At 42.0% G+C, this 22,083-nt stretch carries 19 protein-coding genes; 8 read left to right on the top strand and 11 right to left on the bottom strand.

The features are described 5' to 3' along the window. Positions 1–14: 14 nt before the first annotated feature. From I5907_RS00595 to I5907_RS00585, 3 genes are read left to right on the top strand one after another with little or no spacing between them, the layout of a single operon-like run. A complete protein-coding gene (locus tag I5907_RS00595) occupies positions 15–1,013 on the top strand; it encodes a glycosyltransferase family 9 protein (RefSeq protein WP_196988811.1) in 999 nt (332 codons plus the stop codon). Positions 1,014–1,027: 14 nt separating this feature from the next. After that, positions 1,028–1,462, top strand: coding sequence for a hotdog fold thioesterase (locus tag I5907_RS00590; RefSeq protein ID WP_196988810.1), 435 nt, complete (start codon positions 1,028–1,030; stop codon positions 1,460–1,462). A gap of 35 nt (positions 1,463–1,497) precedes the next feature. Next, a complete protein-coding gene (locus tag I5907_RS00585) occupies positions 1,498–2,052 on the top strand; it encodes a hypothetical protein (protein ID WP_196988809.1) in 555 nt (184 codons plus the stop codon). Here I5907_RS00585 and I5907_RS00580 read toward each other — a convergent pair whose 3' ends face one another. Continuing rightward, the gene (locus I5907_RS00580; RefSeq protein WP_196988808.1) at positions 2,053–2,469 is read right to left on the bottom strand and encodes an NUDIX hydrolase; all 417 of its coding nucleotides are present in this window, start codon (positions 2,467–2,469) and stop codon (positions 2,053–2,055) included. An 88-nt stretch (positions 2,470–2,557) separates the two neighbouring features. Between I5907_RS00580 and pyrE the strand changes: the two genes are divergently transcribed. Together pyrE and I5907_RS00570 are read left to right on the top strand one after the other, a co-directional pair. Beyond that, the gene (pyrE, locus tag I5907_RS00575) at positions 2,558–3,190 is read left to right on the top strand and encodes an orotate phosphoribosyltransferase (protein WP_196988807.1); all 633 of its coding nucleotides are present in this window, start codon (positions 2,558–2,560) and stop codon (positions 3,188–3,190) included. Between the two features lie 108 nt (positions 3,191–3,298). Then, complete coding sequence (locus I5907_RS00570; protein WP_196988806.1) at positions 3,299–3,790, top strand: hypothetical protein; 492 nt, start codon at positions 3,299–3,301, stop codon at positions 3,788–3,790. Between the two features lie 182 nt (positions 3,791–3,972). Here the strand turns inward: I5907_RS00570 and ychF are convergent, their stop codons facing one another. Further along, positions 3,973–5,070 (bottom strand): redox-regulated ATPase YchF, encoded by a 1,098-nt coding sequence (gene ychF, locus I5907_RS00565; RefSeq protein WP_196988805.1) that lies wholly within the window; start codon positions 5,068–5,070, stop codon positions 3,973–3,975. Positions 5,071–5,358: 288 nt separating this feature from the next. Here ychF and I5907_RS00560 point away from each other — a divergent pair, with 288 nt between their 5' ends. Then, complete coding sequence (locus I5907_RS00560; RefSeq protein WP_196988804.1) at positions 5,359–6,591, top strand: nucleoside recognition domain-containing protein; 1,233 nt, start codon at positions 5,359–5,361, stop codon at positions 6,589–6,591. 140 nt (positions 6,592–6,731) lie between these two features. Then, on the top strand, positions 6,732–8,336 hold the full coding sequence (locus tag I5907_RS00555; RefSeq protein WP_196988803.1) for a flavin monoamine oxidase family protein: 1,605 nt from the start codon (positions 6,732–6,734) through the stop codon (positions 8,334–8,336). 202 nt (positions 8,337–8,538) lie between these two features. Here I5907_RS00555 and I5907_RS00550 read toward each other — a convergent pair whose 3' ends face one another. From I5907_RS00550 to I5907_RS00535, 4 genes are all read right to left on the bottom strand, one after another. Continuing rightward, a complete protein-coding gene (locus I5907_RS00550) occupies positions 8,539–9,609 on the bottom strand; it encodes an agmatine deiminase family protein (protein ID WP_196988802.1) in 1,071 nt (356 codons plus the stop codon). 99 nt (positions 9,610–9,708) lie between these two features. Continuing rightward, complete coding sequence (locus tag I5907_RS00545) at positions 9,709–10,722, bottom strand: carbon-nitrogen hydrolase (RefSeq protein ID WP_346266761.1); 1,014 nt, start codon at positions 10,720–10,722, stop codon at positions 9,709–9,711. 108 nt (positions 10,723–10,830) lie between these two features. Further along, positions 10,831–12,732, bottom strand: coding sequence for a DUF3858 domain-containing protein (locus tag I5907_RS00540; protein WP_196988801.1), 1,902 nt, complete (start codon positions 12,730–12,732; stop codon positions 10,831–10,833). Between the two features lie 11 nt (positions 12,733–12,743). Then, entirely contained in the window at positions 12,744–14,741 is a 1,998-nt protein-coding gene (locus I5907_RS00535) for a transglutaminase family protein (protein WP_196988800.1), read from the bottom strand. 84 nt (positions 14,742–14,825) lie between these two features. Between I5907_RS00535 and queG the strand changes: the two genes are divergently transcribed. Beyond that, positions 14,826–15,752 (top strand): tRNA epoxyqueuosine(34) reductase QueG, encoded by a 927-nt coding sequence (gene queG / locus I5907_RS00530; protein ID WP_231401921.1) that lies wholly within the window; start codon positions 14,826–14,828, stop codon positions 15,750–15,752. 389 nt (positions 15,753–16,141) lie between these two features. On the opposite strand, the gene I5907_RS00525 is transcribed toward queG, so the two are convergent. The 5 genes from I5907_RS00525 to I5907_RS00505 all read right to left on the bottom strand — a co-directional run bounded on the left by I5907_RS00525 (position 16,142) and on the right by I5907_RS00505 (position 22,011). Next, the gene (locus I5907_RS00525) at positions 16,142–17,140 is read right to left on the bottom strand and encodes a hypothetical protein (RefSeq protein ID WP_196988799.1); all 999 of its coding nucleotides are present in this window, start codon (positions 17,138–17,140) and stop codon (positions 16,142–16,144) included. 164 nt (positions 17,141–17,304) lie between these two features. Further along, positions 17,305–18,708 (bottom strand): tetratricopeptide repeat-containing protein, encoded by a 1,404-nt coding sequence (locus I5907_RS00520; RefSeq protein WP_196988798.1) that lies wholly within the window; start codon positions 18,706–18,708, stop codon positions 17,305–17,307. Positions 18,709–18,975: 267 nt separating this feature from the next. After that, a complete protein-coding gene (locus tag I5907_RS00515; RefSeq protein WP_196988797.1) occupies positions 18,976–20,526 on the bottom strand; it encodes an Rne/Rng family ribonuclease in 1,551 nt (516 codons plus the stop codon). A gap of 330 nt (positions 20,527–20,856) precedes the next feature. Then, complete coding sequence (locus I5907_RS21880) at positions 20,857–21,696, bottom strand: tetratricopeptide repeat protein (RefSeq protein ID WP_196988796.1); 840 nt, start codon at positions 21,694–21,696, stop codon at positions 20,857–20,859. Positions 21,697–21,720: 24 nt separating this feature from the next. Continuing rightward, entirely contained in the window at positions 21,721–22,011 is a 291-nt protein-coding gene (locus tag I5907_RS00505; RefSeq protein WP_196988795.1) for an HU family DNA-binding protein, read from the bottom strand. Positions 22,012–22,083 lie beyond the last annotated feature (72 nt).

Genomic DNA, 22,083 nt, shown 5'->3' with positions numbered 1-22,083 from the left:
ATCAACAGCATTGCATGAAAATACTAGTTATACGTTTTTCTTCCATTGGCGATATTGTACTCGCTTCACCCGTTATGCGTTGTTTAAAAAAACAGCTTAATGCAGAAGTACATTTTCTTACAAAGCAAGGTATGAAAGCTGTTACAGAACATAATCCCTATATCGACAAATTCTTTTACTTCGATAATAACCTGGCACAGCTAAAACAACAATTAAAAGCAGAGCAATACGATTACGTGGTAGACCTGCACAAAAATTTCAGAACATTTAGTATAAAGCTTGCCTTACGCACCAAAACACTTACATATAAGAAAGAAACGCTGCGAAAATTTTTACTTACAAAACTTCATATCAACGTAATGATGGATAAACACATTACGCAAAGAAGTCTTGATACTGTAGCGCCGCTTGGTGTAAAAGACGATGGCAAAGGGCTCGATTATTTTATCGGGGAAAAAGATGTATTGCCTTTAGAGGCAATACCGCTCACCCACAGGTTTGGTTACGTGGCCCTGGTTATAGGTGGTTCTTATTTTACCAAAAAACTACCGGTAGAAAAGCTGCAGCAACTCTGCAATAAAATCAACCACCCGATCATACTGGTAGGTGGTAAAGAAGACATTTGGGAAGCTGAGCAAATTGAAAAGGTCGATGCGATCAAGATATACAATGCCTGCGGAAAGTTTAACCTCAACCAGTCTGCAGACCTGGTAAAAAAAGCAAAGCTTGTTATTTCTCACGATACCGGTTTGCAATACATTGCATGTGCATTTAACCGGCCTGTGCTGGCCATCTGGGGTGGTACTTCTCCTGAACTTGATGTAGAACCTTATTATGGCAAAGACACACAGCAGGCAGTAAAATTCACGTATGAAAACTTTGTTGTAAAAGGTTTGTCTTGCCAGCCATGTTCCAATTACGGGTTAAAGAAATGCCCACGTAGTCATTTTAAGTGTATGCAACTGCAGGACATGGATCGCATTACTGCAGCAACAGAAAAAATATTGTGGTAAATTAAAAGGCTTATATGAGTATCTGGTTCAACAAACAAATAACAATAGACGGTATCAATCCCCTCGGTAAAAACACGATGGGCGAGCACATCGGTTTGCACTTTACAGAGGTAGGGGCAGACTATCTTGTAGCAACAATGCCTGTTGACCATCGCACACATCAGCCGTACGGGCTGTTGCATGGCGGCGCTTCTGCTGCACTGGCAGAAACGCTGGGAAGCGTATGCAGTGCCCTCGTAATAGACCCGGAGAAATTTATTTGTGTTGGTATAGAAATAAATGCCAATCATGTTCGCAGTGTAAGAAGCGGGTTTGTTACCGGTACATGCACACCTATACATATCGGCGCAACTACGCATGTGTGGGACATACGTATAAAAGACGAAAGAAATAAACTGGTTTGTATCAGCAGGTTAACTGTTGCAATTTTGAAGAAGAAAGCACTCTGACCCTTATCTTCGCCTAAACTCTAAACACCTATTCTATGCGTAGCAGTAATTTTTTGTTTATTGCCCTTATCTTAGTCACTGCCTGCAATAAAGACAATGCGGCAAAAGGCATCAGTATTGAAGGTTTCAAGATAACAGACTACTACGGAAATTTTCTTTTCTACCAGGGTACACCAGATAATGACTGGAAGTTTTCCGGAGGGCTCAGTAAGGAAGAAATGGCCTTGTTTGATTTCGATCCCGGTATAAACATTGACAACACAGTTGCATCAGATATAAACAGTTTAGTTGCGGCTTATCCAAATCCGTGCTTTGGTATATTAGGTTTGCACCTTAATTTGAAAGATTCGGTACTGGTTAAAGTTGTAATTGCCGACGAAAAACTGAATGTATTAACAAAGCAGGCATTTAAAGCGGCAGGTCTGGTAAACATGAATTTCGCTTTGGATGCAAACCAGTTTCCATCCAAATCTTCACGCAGGGTTTATTATAGTATTTCTGCAAAAGATAACCCCGATTATAAAACAGGTTATGGAGACATCAGGATCTGCGATGGATGGGATCCTGCAAATACAGGCACGTGTTTCTGATTAACTTTGGCCTTTGAATCTGGCAATAATATCTTCAATATTCTTGTAACTGTTTTTTAAGCAGTTGCTGACTGCTTCATCATTTGCCCAGATGATCTTTTCTATATGCTCTTCTTCCTGCGGTACGGGTACAGGAGAGCCGGTAACTTTCATGGCATACCAGTGCGTTTCTTTGATTGCATCGCTGTTTTGCCATTTGTCGTAGTATTCGTGGTACGTAAGCCCAATCAGTTCACCAAGGGTAATATCGCTGATGCCCGTTTCTTCCGCTACTTCTCTAACCGCACATTCAGGGATTGATTCCCCATCATCGAGTTTGCCTTTTGGAAGATCCCATTTGCCGCGGCGGAAGATCATCAGCAGTTCATTGTTTTCATTGGTTACGAGGCCACCGGCAGCAATAATTTTTATGGGCATAACAATGGTGTTTATAATTTTTAGTGAGTCATCCGGAAATTGTAACCTCCTCCGCTTACCTTCGCTCCATCTGGTAAATATACTTGTTATGTCATCAAATGAAAAAGCAGTAGCTGAAAAATTATTACAGGCAGGCGCAGTAAAATTGAGTCCTGAACAGCCTTTTACATGGGCAAGCGGATGGAAGAGCCCAATTTATTGCGATAACAGGAAAGTGTTGTCGTTTCCTTACATACGCGATTTTATCAAGAGCGAAATGTGTAACGTAATTTTCGAGCAATTCCCGGAAGCTGATGCGCTTGCAGGTGTAGCCACAGCTGGTATTGCCTGGGGCGCTATGGCTGCTGACCAGTTGAAACTGCCATTCCTGTACGTACGGCCAAAACCAAAAGAACATGGTATGGGCAACCAGATAGAAGGCGCTTATGAGCCCGGCCAGAAAGTGGTGGTGGTAGAAGACCTCATCTCAACAGGTAAAAGCAGTTTGCAGGTTGTTGATGTATTACGCAACGCAGGTGTGGAAGTGGCAGGCATGGTTTCTATTTTCAATTACGGATTTGATGTTGCCGATAATGCGTTTGAAGAAAAGCACTGCAAATTTATTTCCTTAACCAACTATGGTGCTATGATTACGCTTGGTATGGAAAAAGGCATTGTTGCTGCTGACCTGGAGCCGCTATTGTTGCAGTGGAGAAGTGACCCCGCCAACTGGATGAAATAAGCCTGATCTATATTAAATACATTGAAAGGAATAACCGGGAAGTACTGTTTCCGGTTATTTTTTTGCGTTTGTTTTTTCCGTAAATTCAAGGAACTAAATAACGATTTTATGGACTTGCTCAAATATGAATTCCAGAAAGCCCCTGCCGACAATTATTCAAACGATCTTGGCTTATTGGTAAAGAAAGTAAGATACTACAGGAACAACCGCCCTGTGGAAGAGTTCAATAATGCGCTGCCGGAGCTGCATGAAATGGAAAGTAAATTACAGCAGATAGCCAAAGCAGGCGGACAGCGTAAAAGGCTGTATGTGCAGGAAATAATTGATGAACTTTCTGAAGAGAAAGACTTACAGAAAAAACTTACAGACAAAGTATCCAAAGGTTGTCATGCCATTGTACATGCTTTGTACGATGATGCTTTTGATATGAATGATTATGCCTACGAATTAAGAAAAGCAATGGGCGTTTATTGGGTGCAGTTTTTTGGCTACAAAGCAAACAGGCAAAGCGATGGTATGCTGGCGGTGGTTAAAGAAGTTTTTCGTGCTGCATGTTATGATATGCATATGGTGTTTATTGACAACAACCAGGGCCGGTAAACACCAGCGCTGCGTTTTTACGCGGTTTACCTCGTTCTTATACTGGCGGCTGTCTCGCATCGCGCTTGTTGCATACCGGCTCAACAGTACAAGAGTGCGACGCAACAGGCGATGCCATGTAATACAAAAGCCGGGCTCATAATAATCCCGGCTTTTGTATTAAGTCTGCTGGCGCAAAAACTTTACACGTTGAAACGGAAGTGCATAATGTCTCCATCTTCTACCAGGTAATCTTTACCCTGTACAGCAAGTTTTCCATTATCGCGGCATGCAGCTTCTGAACCGTATTTTAAAAAGTCTGTGTATTTGATAACCTCTGCGCGTATAAAACCTTTTTCGAAGTCTGTATGTATAACGCCTGCGGCCTGTGGTGCCAGCATACCTTTGGTAATCGTCCACGCACGCACTTCCTGCACGCCTGCGGTAAAATAAGTGGCCAGGTTTAAAAGCCGGTAAGTCGATTTGATCAACCTTGCCACGCCACTTTCGTGCAGCCCCATATCTTCCAGGAAAAGCTGGCGGTCATCAAAGTTTTCCATTACTGCAATTTCGCTTTCAATGGCCGCGCTTATAAACAGTATTTCAGCCTTTTCGTCTTTTACGGCAGCGGTTAACGCGGCAGTGTGTTTATTACCGTTTACTACTGACTTTTCATCTACATTACAAACGTAGATCACAGGTTTCATGGTAAGCAAAAACATGTCGTCAATATGTTTGGCCTTGTCTTCCGGGCTAATGTCGAATGCACGTGCGTTTTTGCCCTGTTCCAGGTGCGTTTTCAGTGCTTTCAGAATGGGCAACGCAGCGGCTGCATCTTTATCATTCTTCGCAATCTTATCGCTTTTGGAAATCTTTTTGTCAACACTGTCCAGGTCTTTCAACTGCAGCTCGGTATCAATAATTTCTTTATCACTCACCGGGTCTATCTTACCATCCACGTGAATTACATTGTCATCATCAAAACAACGCAGCACATGTATAATGGCATCGGTATTGCGAATGTTGCCCAGAAACTGGTTGCCCAAACCTTCGCCTTTGCTGGCACCTTTTACAAGACCTGCAATATCAACTATCTCAACCGTTGTGGGCACCACGCGGTTTGGTTTCACCAGTTTTTCCAGTTCAATCAAACGTTCGTCCGGAACCGTAATTACACCAACATTAGGTTCAATTGTGCAGAAAGGAAAATTGGCTGCCTGCGCTTTGGCATTGCTCAGCGCGTTAAACAATGTTGATTTACCTACGTTTGGTAACCCCACTATGCCTGCTTGTAAAGCCATATTAGTACTAAATTTTACGTTATAAGAATTGTTATGTAACAGGCTGCATTGCTACTATTCAGCTGTTGTTGTGTCACTCACTTGTACGTTCTTACCGCTATGCAGCATGTTTGCCGGCCATCTGCTGGGTAGTAACAGCATATTTTAAAAGCTTGGAAAATTGCTTTAGATATTACTGCCCAGGCCCATGTATATGCCCTTTTTTAGAGGCGCAAAAGTAGCAATACTGTATTAATTCAGAACTTTAATTTATTTTACGAGCTCATCAAACTCCCTTTAGGGCTTGGTATGGCGTTAAATATTGTTTGGGTGGCATTTATAGTAATTGCTTTTGTAATAGCGCTCATCAAGTTCCTGTTTTTAGGAGACACGATGATCTTTAAAACACTGGTAGATGGCATTTTCGATACGGCAAAGTCATCAGTGACCGATGTTGCTTTTTCGCTGGCCGGTACCATGGTGTTTTTTCTAGGGCTTATGAATATAGCCAAAGAGGCAGGCGCTATCAACTGGCTGGCACGTCGTTTAAATCCATTTATGAAACGCCTGTTCCCCGAGGTGCCGGACGGCCATCCTGCAATGGGGGAAATGGTCATGAATTTTAGCGCCAATATGCTGGGTCTTGATAATGCTGCTACCCCGTTTGGCCTTAAGGCCATGAGAAGCCTTGAAGACATTAATCCCAACAAAGGCACGGCATCAAATGCGCAGATCATGTTCCTGGTACTGCATACCAGCGGGCTTGTGCTAATACCGCTTTCTATTTTCACATACCGCATTTCTGCCGGTTCTGCAGATGCTACCAGTGTTTTTATCCCCTGTGTACTCGGTACGGTTATTACTACGCTTGCCGCCATAATGGTGGTAGGTATAAAGCAAAAACTTAAATGGGATTTTGTACTGGCCGCATGGATTTTTTCCCTGCTTGCACTGGTGGCGGCATTAATGCTGGCCGTTTATTTTATGAGCCCTGCTATGAAAAACACGTTCAGTACTGTTTCGGGTAATCTCATTTTATTATTCATTATCGTAGCAATTGTATTGGGCGGTGTTTGGAAAAAAGTATCTGTATTTGATGCTTTTATTGAAGGGGCAAAAGAAGGCTTTAACGTAGTGATCAAAATTATACCTTACCTGGTTGGTATGCTGGTGGCTATAAGAGTGTTCAGAGATAGTGGCGCCCTGGCATACATTACAGACGGTATTGCATACCTGCTTCACCTTACCGGTATTAATACCGATTTTGTGCCGGCACTGCCCACGGCAATCATGAAGCCTTTTAGTGGCAGCGGTGCACGTGGTTTAATGATCGATGCCATGAAAGCCTATGGCCCTGATTCCTTTGTAGGTAAAACAGCCTGTACCTTCCAGGGCAGTGCAGACACTACCTTTTATATACTTGCACTATACTTTGGCAGTGTAGGTATAAAGAAAGTGCGGTATTCTGTTTGGGCAGGCATGGCCGCCGACTTTATTGGTGTAATTGCGGCCATCATTATTTCGTATGTCTTTTTCGCCTGATTGAAAAAGCGGTGGTGATATATTAAAAATTTATTTCACCCGGTCTTTTTTGTTTCAATATAGAAAGACTTAACTTACGGGTACAACGGCGCGTCGATTTACCGGACAGCTTCAGCGCCATTCTTCACCAAAACTGCTTTATGCCTGTCAGAAATGGAACAAAAACTTTTTCACTGCAGCATCTCAAAATGCTTTTTCGTTTATCACTCCATGCCAATACCAAACAAACCAATGATGTAGCAGCGCTTGCAGAAGAGCACATGCATTACGCTAAAAGCCGCAGAAAATTTCTTGCAGATACTTCAAAGATCATTGCGCTGGCAGGGGCATCTTCTTTATACAAGGCATGCGCACCTGCAAACCCTGCAACACAGCCAACAATCGCAATAATTGGTGCAGGCATTGCCGGCCTGCATACAGCTTATATTTTGAACCAGGCAGGTTACAACGCTTATGTGTACGAAGGAAGCGGCAGAATTGGTGGCCGCGTTATAAGTGTAGACGATATGCTTGGAAAAGGATTGTGGACCGAAATGGGCGGTGAATTTATTGATTCGACCCATACCGAAATGCTCAACCTTTGTAAGCATTTCAATTTGCCCTTATTAGACAGGATGGAACCATCTGAAAAACACCTCGAGGAATTTGCTTACTTTTTTAATAGCCAGCACTATCACGAAAAAGATGTAATTGTTGCCCTGAAACCTTTTGCGGAAAAAATACGTGCAGACATAAATTCACTCTCCGAAGAAATTACCTACAAAACTTTCTCCCCGGCAGATAAGCATTTCGATGGAATGTCTATTATGGAATACCTGGATAGCATTGGCATTACCGGCTGGCTGCGCAGCATGATTTACAACAGTTATACGGCCGAATATGGAATGGAGGCAACAGAACAATCTGCCATAAGTTTTCTCGCCGTTTTTGATGTAGGCAACGACACACATTACAACATTTACGGCAGCAGTAATGAGCGTTATTCTGTAATAGGTGGTAACAACAAAATTTGCCAGGCGCTTGCAGATGCCATGCCCGACTACGTATTGCCCAATCATTTCCTGAAAGCAATAAAACAGCGCAATGATAAAAGTTACCAGTTACATTTCAACATTACAGGCTCCGGCACCATAGGTGTAACCGCAGATATTGTTGTGCTTACAATACCATTTACCGTACTGCGCGAACTTGAATTTGATGTGCCCATGCCCGCATGGAAAAAGAATACCATTCAGCAGCTTGGCTATGGTACAAATTCTAAAATGTTTTTTGGTTTAAATGAGCGTGTATGGCGCAGCCAGGGTTATGCAGGTTATGCTTTTGCCGATAATGACATGATGAATGGTTACGATAACACACAAATGCAAAACAACAATACCGGCCCCGGCGGGTATACCATTTTCCCTGGCGGTAAAGCAGGTATTGATGTTGGCTATACAGACCCCGGGGTTTTAAAAAACCGTTATATAAATGCGTTGGATGGTGTATACCCCGGTGCCAAAGCTGCGTTTAACAATAACTTTCAATTCTGGTGCTGGCCTACGTATGCTTATTCAAAAGGCAGTTATGTGGCTTTTAAAGTAAACCAGTACACGACCATGGCCGGCAGCGAGTTTGAGCCGGTTGACAACATCTATTTTGCAGGTGAGCATTGCAGTTACGAGTTTCAGGGTTTTATGAATGGCGGCGCAGAAACAGGCCGTCGTGTTGCGGAAATGATCATCAAAAAACTGAAAGGAAAATAATTGGTAACCAGCTTTTGTAATTCGTGGCATCGCCTGTTGTGTCACTCACTTGTACTGATGTTTTTTATGGCAGCTGCAGCAAGCTGGTTTGTAGCTGCGCCAGTTGTACCCGGAGCTGCTGCACAACGATATACTGTACAAGAGTGCGACGCAACAAAAGCCACATGCAAGCACTACAGCCGGGTACATAAAAAAACGCTTACTACAAAGCGGGCTCCTGCTGACTTAAGCAATGAAAACTGCCAAGTCCCCAGATGATTTCTGTAGAGTCTATGCCAATCACTTCACGCCCGGGAAAACAACTTTGAATAACCTGCAATGCTTTATCATCTTTAGCACAGCGAAACGTAGGTACAATAACTGAAGTATTTGCAATGTAAAAATTTGCGTAAGAGCAGGGCAGGCGCTGATCTTCGTAAACCAGTTCGTCTGGCATGGGCAGCTCTGCGATGTTTAGTTGTTTGCCATTTGATAAGCGCATTTTTTTTAATTGCGCCAGGTTGTGTTGCAGCAATGCGTAATTGTCATCCTGCTTGTTTTCTTCAACCACTGTTATAACGGTGTCTGCATTGGTGAAACGAACCGTATCATCAATATGCCCGTCTGTATCATCGCCCACAATTCCTTCATCTACCCAAAGTACCTGGTCTGTGCCATAATAATTACAGAGGTATGCTTCTATTTGCTCCTGGTTGAGATGTGGGTTGCGGTTGGGGTTTAGCAGGCAGGCAGTAGAAGTCATTACGGTGCCTTCGCCGTTGAATTCTACAGAACCACCTTCCATGATAATGCCCGGGTAAAAAACCTGCAGGCCATAATGTTTACCAATTAATGTTGGTATAACATCATCAAGATCGTAAGGTGGATATTTGCCGCCCCATGCATTATAGTTCCAGTCAACAATCGCTTTCTTTTTTTCAGTTTTATGCAGCAGGAAAGCCGGGCCATGATCTCTGCACCACGCATCATTTGTAGGGTGCATAAAGAATTCAATGTTGGAAAGATCTGCGCCTGCGGCCTCAATGTGCTGCAACGCAAATACTTTCATTGCCTCGTTCGCAACATTGATGCGTACCGGTTCACTCTTTGCCAGCACTTTGATGAACTGTGCATAGTACGGAAAAATGGTATGAATTTTTCCCGGCCATGAAGCTTCTTTGTGCGGCCAGCTAAGCCAAGTGGCTTCATGCTTTGCGAACTCGGCAGGAAAATAATAACCGAGAGATTTTGGTGCAGTATCAAAGTCAGGAAGTCCGGGAGTGTGTAAGCTCATGCGCTGATAATAATTTTATTCATTAAGAGTTTTCAGAAGCACATTCATGTCTGCGGCTGATGCGCGTTTTTCCAGTATTTGGCTTTCCGCGTTTCGCCCTTAATTGTCTTCGTCTATAAACCGTTTGGTGATTTGCTGGTAAGAGTCTATTCGTCTGTCTCTCATAAATGGCCAGTGTGTTCTGTAACGGTCTGTTTTACCAAGATCAAGTTCTTCCACATGCACTACTTCTTCTTCATGAGATGCTTTATAGATAAGGCTGCCAAAAGGATTGCTTATAAATGAACCGCCCCAGAATTTCATGGCACCTTGCTGCTCTAAACCTACACGGTTTACGCTAACCACATGCACGCCGTTTGCCACGGAGTGGCTGCGTTGTATGGTTTGCCATGCATTGTATTGCTCTGTATTGGTAGCCTCATCCTGCGCTGTGGCCCAGCCAATGGCAGTAGGGTAGAAGAGAATTTCTGCGCCCATAAGTGCAGTAATTCTCGCTGCTTCGGGGTACCATTGATCCCAGCAGATAAGCACACCAAAAGTGGCAAATTTTGTTTTAAAAATTTTGTAACCAAGGTCGCCCGGCGTAAAATAAAATTTTTCGTAGTAAGCCGGATCGTCCGGTATGTGCATTTTACGGTATTTGCCGAGATAACTGCCATCTGCATCCAGTACGGCAGTGGTATTGTGGTAAATACCCTGCGCTCTTTTTTCAAATAAAGAAGCGATGATTACAACGCCCAGTTCTCCCGCCACTTTACTCAACGCATCGGTAGAAGGGCCCGGAACAGGTTCTGCCAGTTTAAAGTTGTCGTAATCTTCCACGTCACAGAAATATAAAGATGTAAACAGTTCCTGCAGGCAAATGATCTGCGCGCCTTTCGCAGCCGCTTCACGCACCTTTGCAATTGCTTTGTCGAGGTTAGCCTGTTTATCTGCACTGCAGCTCATTTGTACAAGACCCACTTTTACTTTACTCATGTCTGAAATAATTGAGCGGCAAAAATAAGCGATACGGCCCGGATGTATAGCCACGCAACTGCTAAAAAATAATGACCGGGAAATGTTATGATACCGGCAGTTGAATGTGGTGGCATCGCCTGTTGTGTCACTCACTTCAGGGTTCCTTTTTTATGGCGGCTGCAGCGTTTCGTTTTGCCAATGGCGTAAAAAACCACAGCCCCGCAAAGGCAGGGCTGTAGGCGAATTGCAGCAGGTTGACTGTTATCCTTCTTTTTTCACAAATACAATTTTACTGCGGTCTGCCTTGTACATATAGTCGTAAAATTTTACGAGCTCACCGTAATCTGCAGCCGGAAAACGACCCTCACTGCGTGTATAGTTACGTGTACAGGTAATCATGTCTGCTTCAAATTTGAAATGGATTTCGTAGCTGCCAAACTTGTTGTTGATGCTAACATCCTTTGGCATTGATTCAATATTGTAACCGGCAGGTATTTTTATGGAGATGGTATCTCTGTCTGTAAACGATGAAGTGTATTCTATTTCGTAGCGGCGCTGCTCTTCTGTCTTTAGTTTGTAATTGTTTTTACTAAGAATGTTTGGCATTACAAACATGCGCTTTCCCGAAACAGAAGCGTAGCTGTTTGCAACAAGCTTCAAGTCTTCATTCAACGCAGCTTTTTCCAGTTTCTTTTCTTCGTACTTAAAATCTACGATATCATAGTCAGGCAGGTCTATATCCTTTTTCAGCGATTCAAGAATTTTATCTCTCGATAAATAGTTAATCTTATTATGCAAATCGTCCTGCTGCAGGCAGGTATAATAGGTTTTTATAGTAGCTGTTAATTTTCCTGTTTCATCAATAGCAGAAGTTATATTTCTTAGTTGAAGGTTGTCTTCTGCTTTATAGTATTTGGTTTGTACAATATGTCCGCCTTTTTCATCGATCAATAATGCATGGCGGTTCCCTGTAAAATCTCCCTGGTACCCGGGTGCGACTGTTTGGCTAGTGCATTCCAGCCACATAGTATCTTTTTCCATGGGCACACAAACAGTTGCATGGTTAAACTGGTTAGAAGGAAAATCCGTAAGAATATCGTCTTCATCATCACCCGCCCGAATTAGTACATAATTTGCTTTTATACCAGCTTCTCTAAGAAGTGCAACCATATAGTTTGATAATGCTTTACAATCGCCGTATCGTTTTGTAAATACATAGTTAGCGTCAAAAGGTTGCCAGCCGCCAATACCAAGCTGTACACTGATATACCTTGTATTTTGTTGCAAAAAATTGTATAGCGTTTTTACCTTTTCTTTAGGATCATTTATGCCGTCAGTCAGTGCATGTACTTTTTGCTTTACCGGGTCCGGCAGTGCACTTTTATCTTTCAAAAGGCTGTTTATAAACATGCCAAAGTTTTCCCATGAAGACATTTCGCCTTTATACCCCTGTATTTCAAAACTTGTTGGTGCCAGTATTACCATTGGCAAAATTTCCCGCCATGCAGGTTGTAAAACCTCAGATACTTTTGCTGGTATGTTTTTAATTTCCCACGTATATACTTTAGTATCCTTTTCTTCAGTTATTATTGGCTTGCCTGTGAAATTAAATTGTTTGAATCTTATGTCCAGGTTTTTAGGTGTTACTACTACCAGCTTACTGTATTGTACACTCATTGTATTGCTTTGTTGAGGATACCAGTCCGGCAGGTCGAATACTCCGTCAATTGTTTTTGATTCTTCGTATTCAACGGTGTAAGGGTAGTTGCGATAATAAAAGCTATGCGCTTTATACCTTGTATCAACCATCAGGCTTATGTCATCATTACCACTGAGGTCTTCTATATCTTTCTTTTTTACGTTTTTGAGTTGTTTACCGGCGGCATCGAATAACGAGCCATCAATGTCATTGATATCATTGAACTTGTCATAATGCGTATAGAAAAATGAGTAACGGTCTCCCGCCTCATTTAAGATCGTGTAGGCATGTTTCCGATATATTCGCGCCTTTCCCGGGTCTTTAATTTCAACGCGCAATTCTTTATACCTGCATACCACATTCGCATTTTTTGTCAAAGAATCTGCAATCAACAAAGAATTGTAAGATTGCGCTTTACACAATAAGGGCATGCAAACGGCGAGACAATAAAAAATTCTTTTCACAATATGGATGTTTATTGTTTCTTAAGTACAATTTGTTCAGCCTGTTTTTTTACAATAAATGCAAAGAAGTCTCTCAGGGTTGCGTAGTCTTCGGGTAAAAAGGTTGCTTTTTTAATTACCGTTTTGCACCGCAGTTGAATACGATCACCTGTTTTCCCGATAATGTATTCAAACATACCTTCATCTTCATTCAACATTACCCGCGCAGATTTTGGCATTTCTTCCACTACATAGCCTTTGGGTATTTCCATGTTTAATATATAGGTTTCGTTCTGGCACGAAGACATTTCAACAGGATAAGAACGTTCAGCAGCCTTAAATGGATTTTCTGTATAAGCTTCAGCAAGCATAGGATTGAAGTACAGGATGTCTTCATCTCCCGTATTGAATTTTATATCATACTTAATTGTAAGCGGGTACTCAGCCATTTTCAGCGAATCTACTTTTGCGTTAGCCATTTCTATATCCATCGGGTATGCCTTCTTAATATCTTTAAAGAACGCTTCTTCTGAAGTCGCCTTCAGCTTTTTTCTTATTCCGCGTGATTCAAAATTGCCGAGCAATGTTGAAAAAGAGCCTGCAATTTTATCGTTGTCATTGATCATGAAGACAGTGGTAACCTTCGATTCTGTCAGTGAATCAGGAGATAAGTTTACAAGTAACGGTACTTCTGCTATAACCCTTCCCGTGCCATTGTAACACTCTTCCGGAAGGTTATTAAAACCAGTGTAGGGATCTGATGCATCCAGGATATATTGCTTACCATTTTTTGTTGCCTGCACTACAACATAGTTAAACTTCGACATTATCGGGTACGTTTCAGACGCATAACCATGCTCTCTTGTGCTTAACAAAACAGGGTGAACTTCAAAGCCGGCATTTTTAAGCATGGCCGCCAAAAGAATATTGATATCAGCAACATTGCCCTTTTTTAGCTGGGCAGTTTTTTTCAATGGCTGTGATAAGAAAAGCGCATAGTTATCTGTACAGCTGTAGTTGTTTTGTACATATTCATATATCTTTTTGGCTTTGTTTTCATCTTCGGAAATGCTTGCTGTAATGGGTTTTATTTCGTCGTTAAGCCAGTTATTATCATGATTTAGCACTTCAGCAAAATCCTCGTCTTTCATCAGGTCTTTTGCAAAATCGATCCAGTTCGACATATATGGTTCTATTCCCCGGTTAGGGTAGCGGAGTGCTGAAAGCTGGAATTCCATCTTGGCTATATGATTATCCAAGGTTGTGGTATAGCTTTCTTTTTTCAAAACAGGAACGTTCTCGATGGCCCAGGTATGCTCCAATACATTCCCTTCAATGCTGCCTGTTCTGGCAGCTTCGGCACCACTGCGGTCTGCAAGATGAAAGGTGCGTTTGTACATAGATACGGTATCTTTTGCATATGGCAGGTATCCCTGGTTGATCATGACAAAGTCGTAATACTCCGGTATTGCCACGGTATACTGCGACCATAGTCTTGGGAAGTTACCCTGGAAGTTCCAGCCATTCACATAAAACGGAGATGGTGTATTTATCTGGTAATTGTATTCGATGATTGAACCTTCTTTTATATTCGGAAAGGTAAATTTGACTGTGGTATTGCTGCCATTTTTATCTTTAAATAGTGAGTTTTTGTCTAGTTTGGTTACAACGACCTTACCATTTTCTATGTTATATGTTGCTGCGTCAAGGTCCTGTAGTTTTTCTTCGTTCAGGCCATATTTATGCAACGAAAGTTCGAGGGTCGCAAGATCAAAAGAACTTTTTTTCAATAGCCGTATCCTGGCGTGTTTCTGGTAGACCACATTAAAGGAAGCATTGTTGTCTTCCTGGTAAAACGAATTTCCTACGTCAAATAAATAAACGGCATCGGCAGAAGAATCTATGCTATAAACCGCTGTTTCAAAATCTTTGGCTGTTATATCGCCATACTTAAATTTTTTTTGTTTTGACTGGGCGGTTGAAATTGTAGCCAGAAGGGATGCAAGCACAAGGAAAAATAACGAGCGCATGTTTCGTTCTTTTAAGGTTAATTTTAGAGTTATTAATGCAAATAAATAAATAGTCCTTACTTAGCAAAAAATGTTTCTATAGCCTTGAATACCAATACAGCTATATTGAAAAAAGCCGCTAAAAAGCTGGGTTTCGATTTCTGTGGCGTTGCAGCGGCTGTAAAGCTCGATGACGATGCACGCAGGCTCGAAACATGGCTTAATAAACGTATGAATGGTTCCATGAAGTATATGGAAAATCATTTTGATAAAAGAATAGACCCGCGGTTATTGGTGCCGGAGGCAAAAAGTGTCATCACGCTGATGCTGAATTATTATCCTGCGGCGCAGCAGCAAACCGATGCCCCAAAAATTGCAAAGTATGCATACGGTAAAGACTACCATGAGGTAATAAGGGAGAAACTCAGGTTACTCCTGGCTGAACTTAACAGCCAAATAGGAGCAATAAATGGCAGGGGTTTCGTAGACTCGGCCCCCGTACTGGAGAGAAGCTGGGCACAACGCACCGGCCTTGGCTGGATAGGCAAGAATGGAAACCTTATCACAAAATCTTCCGGTTCGTTTTTTTTCATCGCCACACTAATTGTAGATGCGGCGTTTGAGTATGACGATCCTTTTTCAAACGATTATTGCGGCACCTGCACACGTTGCCTTGATAGCTGTCCGACGAATGCAATTTTGCCCGGGAAAGTAGTCGACGGAAGCAAATGCATCAGCTACTTTACAATAGAATTGAAAGACCTGCTGATACCCGCCGAAATGGAGGGCAGGTTTCAAAACTGGATGTTTGGGTGCGATGTATGCCAGGATGTATGTCCCTGGAACCGATTCAGCAAACCATCCCTGGAAAATGAGTTTACGCCTATACCGGAAATACTCAATCTTTCCACAAAGGAGTGGGAGCACCTTTCCGAAGACGCATTCAATACTATTTTTAAACATTCGCCACTTAAGCGCTCAAAATATAAAGGCATACAACGAAACCTGAAGTTTTTAAAACGGGAAGAATAATGATGTACCCGGCTATAGTGCATGTATGAGGCTGCTGTTGCGTCGCACTCTTCAACACCTGAGCATTATTGGGCAAACGCGTAGATGAAAGCGAAAAACCGTTTTGTATGTTGTTCGCTTACCCGGCATCAAACATTGTTGCAGAACGGCTACTACAATTAACATAGTAAAACAGCAATGCATGCATTGCTGTTTTGTATTAACTGGTGCTAAAGGATCTTTATCGTTTCATAACATCAGTTTAAAACTGTTAGCCTGTAAGACTTCATGCAGGTACTTAAAGTGCATGAAATTGTGCCCGGAGCTGTTGCCAAAATGTTATACAGTACAAGAGTGCGACGCAACAGGTGCTTAATAGTACTACTAAAGTCCGGCTCATAATATTCTTCTTATTTTATTGCATCTCTGTAAGCGTTACCTAAAGGCGTAAGCGTTGTTCCATTGTTAAGTGCCTCGCCTTTGTCTGTACCGCTTCCTGAGCGGCAGATAACGTATTTGAACTGCCCGTTTTCAAACCCGCCAACCGTACCTGTCATAAGGGTTGTGGATGTGCTTTGCTGGTTATACTCATTGCAGATTACCGGTTTGCCTGTTTGAGTTCTTAAGTAATCTGCATCACCTTCCAGCTCTCCTGACGGGTATTTACCGGAATTATTGAACGGAGACTTTACATGCGTATTTACATAAGTAAGGTTCATTGTTTTGTAAGCGTCAATCAGCTTTTTTGTTTCCAGCGCGTTGCCCTGTAAACCCCATCCGGTTTTTACCTGGCCCACATAATCCATGTGCAGGCCACCATCTGCCACTGCAATACCGCGTTTGGTACACACGTCAACAGCAGTTCTTAGCTCAGTTATATAATTTTCGATGGGTCCTGTGTGGAATGCATCTGTTGTTGGCTCATTTTCAATTACAGCAATTTCAGGATGGTATTTATCCAGTACTTTTTCGAGTAACTTTCTGTATTCAACCATATCTGTAGGGAAAGGCACAGCTTTCTTTTTACCATTGGTGCTTGTAACGTTATCGTAATTGAGATTCAATAATACTTTGTACCCTGCATCTACCCATTTTTCATAGCCCTTGTCTGTACCATTAAAGTCTTTGATCTTTATGGCATAGCGCACATATTTAACACCAAGTTTTTCGCATACCGTGATCTCCTCATCAATACTTGTGTTGCCAGACAGCAGTGCGCCAAAGTTGGTAGGCGCTGCAACGGCATTACTGCTGGTTTCGGCCGCCATAACTGCATTTGCTGCATAATTTTCTGAGGAAACAACTTCTTTTTTACAACTTGTAAAAGCGCCGGCAAACAGTATTGCCAGTACGCATAGTTTGGGGGCAGACACAAGCGTGCCGCCATTTGGGGATAATTGGATTTTCATCGCTTTGGGGGTTTTTATGATTACACAAATAGTTTTTCTTACTCTCAAATGAATAGTCTGCAGTACTATTGTATGTTCTGCCGAAAAAACAAAAACCGCTCCATAAGCGGCTTAAATAAATTAAAATACCATAAATGAAAAATAGAATTATGTGTTCGCCAATGTTATGCCGTTACAGGCTGTAATACATTGCCCGCAAGCATTTGCTGCATTTGTTGAATTTTTGAGAGTTTGTTGATTTGCTCTTTTAGTGAATCCATCATCCATTTTTCATGTTCAATTTCTGCAGCTTCTTTTACGGCTGTTTCATAAGCCGGTAAATTACCTAAACCAAAATACGCCTCGGCTTTGTTGATCAAAATCCAAAACATTTGTTCGGTATCTGTCTTGTGCTGGCTTATAGAATATGCATCACTTTTTTGCAGGCCTTCCTGCATTTTTGCGCTTTGCTGGCGGGCAATAATTTCTGACTGGTCTTTATTACATAATACCAAAACATCTTCGCGGATGCGCCTGGCATTTACCATGTCTGCAATACGTTCATCTTTTGTTTTGCAAAGCGAAGACTGCGCCCGGTAATCAAGCATAAAAGCAAGGTTTATGGCGTGATAACGGTTATGCAACAGGTAATAACCACGCTGGTAAAACAATATGCCGTTGCTAAGGTGTTCTTCTCCGCCGCCATTTTCGTAAAGCCTCTTTTCTATGGCACCAGCTAATGCCACGGTTTCTGTATCGTTGGTATGTGTAAGATCAATTTCGTCCAGAAGTTTCAATGCATTTTTTAAAGCGGTTACTTCATCAGGTAGTTTGGCTTTGTATGTTGCCAATGCCAGCCGGTGCACAAGATATGGATTGGGTGCAGCTTTATTATTGTCGTTTTCAGGTCGGCCGATAAGCATAGCAGACTGGAACAGTGTTTTTGCGGTAACAAAGTCATTGATTGCAAGCGCATCTTCCGCCTGGTCAGTAATAACGGCAAGCGTTTGCGATGCATCAGCAGCATCGTCTGTTACGGTAGCCTGGTGCGACCTTTCATGCACTGCCTGCTCTATCTGTTCCTTAAGCGATGGTGGAATAAGCTGTAGAAAGGTATATACCGGACTGTCAGGCTGGTCAGCATTTAAAACATCATCCAAAGTTTCTTTCAATACTTTCCTGAAGCGTTCGACTTCTTCATAATCTATTGCATCGCCAAGGTGGGCATAGCTGGTTATTTTTATGTGATTCAGGTCGAAGGGGTAAGGCATTTTATTTTCAGAAATAACGATCGTTGTCCGCGGCCGCAGCGCATGCCTTACGCCAAGCTCATACAAAGCATTCGGGTTGGCAGTAGAGATATCTGCAATTACCACATCTGCCCTTAATAGTTCCATGTACATCGGCACATCAATAGCGCCACTGTGCATGATCTCATCTGCGCGTATGCATACCAGACCTTTTTCCTCTATTACAGGTTTTATTAAAAGACGGTAAGATTTATTAAGGTCGAGCTTTCTGCCCGTGGCAAAGTCTGTTTTGGTGCCAAAGCCCATTACAACAAAACATCTTTTTTGGTTTTCATTCATAATGGTGTCAAGGTTAGAATATAAAATATGCAAGATCAGTCCATATAAAATTATTCAATTGGTTTATAAAATACAATCTCTTTTTGTTCAGTATGTTTTTTTGTGGGCCAGGCAGCAACAAAGCAGGGGGCTTTTGTTGCGTCGCACTCTTCAACGCCTGAATCTATGTGGGGCAAGAGCGAAGATCGGAGCAGGAATGAATAAGGGGAATATATCATGCAAAAAGCATCGCCGCCGGCGATGCTTTTTGCATGAGTATCTGTAGCACTAAAATTTTATTTCTTCATCATTTGAATCGAAAAAGTGGAATTCTGTCAGGTAGTAGTCCGAGTTTGGCTTTACGGATATCTTACACTTGCATTTACGTTTCCATTTATTGGCAATCGAGAACCACCAGCCTTTGGTTAGGTGAGAATGTACGATCGGGTGCACATAAATCGTCAGGTTGCTGTGCTGGTGTGTTAACAGGTAGAGCAGTCTTTTTTCAATTTCGTCTTCCAGTAAAAGTGTGCTGGTTACTTTACCGGTGCCATTGCAACTCGGGCATATTTCCGAAGTGTTAATGTTTACTTCAGGCCTCATGCGCTGCCTGGTTATCTGCATCAGTCCAAACTTTGATATGGCTAATACAGCATGTTTTGCCCTGTCGCTGCGCATAAAGTTTTCCATGGCTTCCTGCAGCTTTCTTTTGTTGTCAGGCAATTTCATATCGATAAAATCAACAACGATAATGCCACCAATATCTCGCAGTCTTAGCTGTCTTGCAATCTCTTCCGCCGCTTCAAGATTTGTTTCCAGTGCATTTTCTTCCTGGTTATTGCTTACGCTTTTATAACCACTGTTTACGTCTACTACATGCAATGCTTCTGTATGCTCAATAATCAGGTATGCGCCACTGGGCAGGTTTACGGTTTTACCGAAAGACGATTTTACCTGTTTGGTAATACCGTATTGATCAAAAATCGGGATGCCATTATGGTAATGAGATACGATATTCTGCTTATCGGGTGCTATTTTGTTTACGTAAGAAAGGGTATCGTTGTAGATATTTTTATCGTTGATAACAACGCGGTTAAAATCTTCGCTCAGCAAATCGCGTAGAATAGAGGTTGTTTTGTCCTGCTCGCTTAAAATTTTGGCAGGTGCAGTATTACTCTTTAAATTTCTTTGAATCGCTTTCCAGGTTTCGACAAGATTAAGAAGATCCTCATGTAGCTCCGAAGTACTTTTTCCCTCCGCTGCGGTACGCACAATTACACCAAAATTTTTCGGTTTTATTGCATCTACTATCTTTTGTAGTCTTTTGCGCTCCTCACCGGAATGAATTTTTTTAGAAACTGCTACAATATCATTGAAGGGGGTAATAACTACAAATCTTCCCGGCAACGATATTTCGCAACTTAGTCTTGGTCCTTTTGCTGCAATGGGTTCTTTTAAAATCTGTACAAGAATATCCGGCTTGCCGTTTAGTACTTCATTTATTTTCCCGGTTTTTATAATTTCAGGTTCGGCCTGGAATTTGGAAAAATCAAATATTTGTTCAGATTTATCGCCAATGCATTGCTGGGTAAATTTCAGGAGCGATCGGGCATACGGACTTAGGTCTGTATAATGAAGGAATGCATCCTTCTCGAAGCCAACATCCACAAATGCGGCATTCAATCCTGGAATAAGTTTTTTTACTTTTCCAAGATATAGATCGCCCACTGCGAAACTGGCGTCTGCTTTTTCGTGGTGCAGTTCTACCAGCTTTTTATTTTCGAGCAGGGCGATTTCAACACCGGTTGGTGCTGCGTTAATAATTAGTTCTTTATTCACAAATGCAACTTTTTTAACCGGGCTCATAGTAGCTAAGGCCCGGCAGAGTTCGAAGTTCTTCCAACAAAACACCGTGCTGCCAGCATGTAAGGAAAGGAAAGGTAAAAAGTTGCTGGGGAAGGTATGGCAGTTCGTGTAAGCGGTCAATGCCGGCAACAATCACTGCTACCGGCATTGAAATTTACTTATATGAAGTATAATTACTTATTCTTCTTTTTATGGCGATTTTTTCTAAGTCTCTTTTTGCGTTTGTGCGTAGCGATTTTATGACGTTTTCTTTTTTTGCCACAAGGCATAGTCCAATAATTTTTGAGGTTAAATAATGATTTTTTATTTCAATGAATTGATCCTTTCTTCAATTTCCTGCTTTGCTGCGGGAATTTCTACATGGTTTTGCACCAGCCTGTACCATTTTACAGCATTTGCTTTATCGCCCTTGCGCTCGTAGGTTTCTGCAAGGTTGAACAAGGCTTGTATGTTATGTGGTTCGTACTTCGCAACCCTTTCGAGCCGCACAATGGCTTTATCGTACTGCTGACTTTTTATGTCTGCCAGGCCAAGCATTAATTCTGCATACATATTGCTTGAATCCCTGGTTAGCACTTCTTTGATTTTCCCGATACCTTCCATGGGCATCTCAGAAATGCCGCCAAAAAGATAACATGCACCTAATTCAATCTTTGCAGAATCATCTGATGGATTGAGCTGCAAAACCTTTTCATAAAGAACTTTAGCGTTCTTTGCCACCCAGGTTACAGCTGAAGGATCTCCACCTGCCATTACCTGGTTAAACATCAAACGGGCTGCGAAATTGAGGCTTTTTTCCGAATTTTCCAACTTTGCTGCTTCTCCAAGGTAATAAACACCAATATAAGGCCTGCCAACAGAATCCTGCCAGTAGCGCGCAAGCTGGTTGTACACGCCTATTTGTTGCTCTTTTACATTACCCCGTACAACACTATTCTCCAATTGGGTTATTTTCTCTGACTGGTCTGTGGTAAGATCATGCCTGGCTGAAGCCAACACGTCTGCCGATGCCCCGGAAGCAGCTTTTTGTGGAGTAGAAGCCTGTTTTTCGGTAGAGACCGGTGGAATAGTATTACCAAAAAAATACAATAAAACCAGTAAAACGAGTCCACCGGCTGAAAGAAAGATTTGTTGTTTATTCACGAATTACAAATTGATTACGCAAATCTATTGCGGAATCTTCATTTGCTTTACTTCATTTACAAATTCTTTTGAGGGTTTGAATGCGGGGATGTGATGCTCGGGAATATGAACCGCGACATTTTTCTTGATGTTGCGACCAATTTTTGCAGCACGCTTTTTTGTAATAAAACTTCCAAATCCACGGATGTAGATGTTTTCTCCCCTGGAAATGTTTTCTTTTATCTCCTTGATAAGGGATTCTACTGTAACAAGCACGTCAACTTTGGGAATGCCTGTTTTTTCAGAAATGTTGTTGATGAGGTCTGATTTTCTCATACAGGTTGTGTGTTAATTTTAAGCAATCGTAAAACTAAAGTATAACAAAACTTTATGAACTGAAAATAAATT

Source organism: Panacibacter microcysteis, from assembly GCF_015831355.1.
Classification (GTDB): Bacteria; Bacteroidota; Bacteroidia; order Chitinophagales; family Chitinophagaceae; genus Panacibacter; species Panacibacter microcysteis.
Note: the sequence above shows the minus strand (reverse complement) of the source record. Positions and strands in the feature narration are given on the sequence as shown.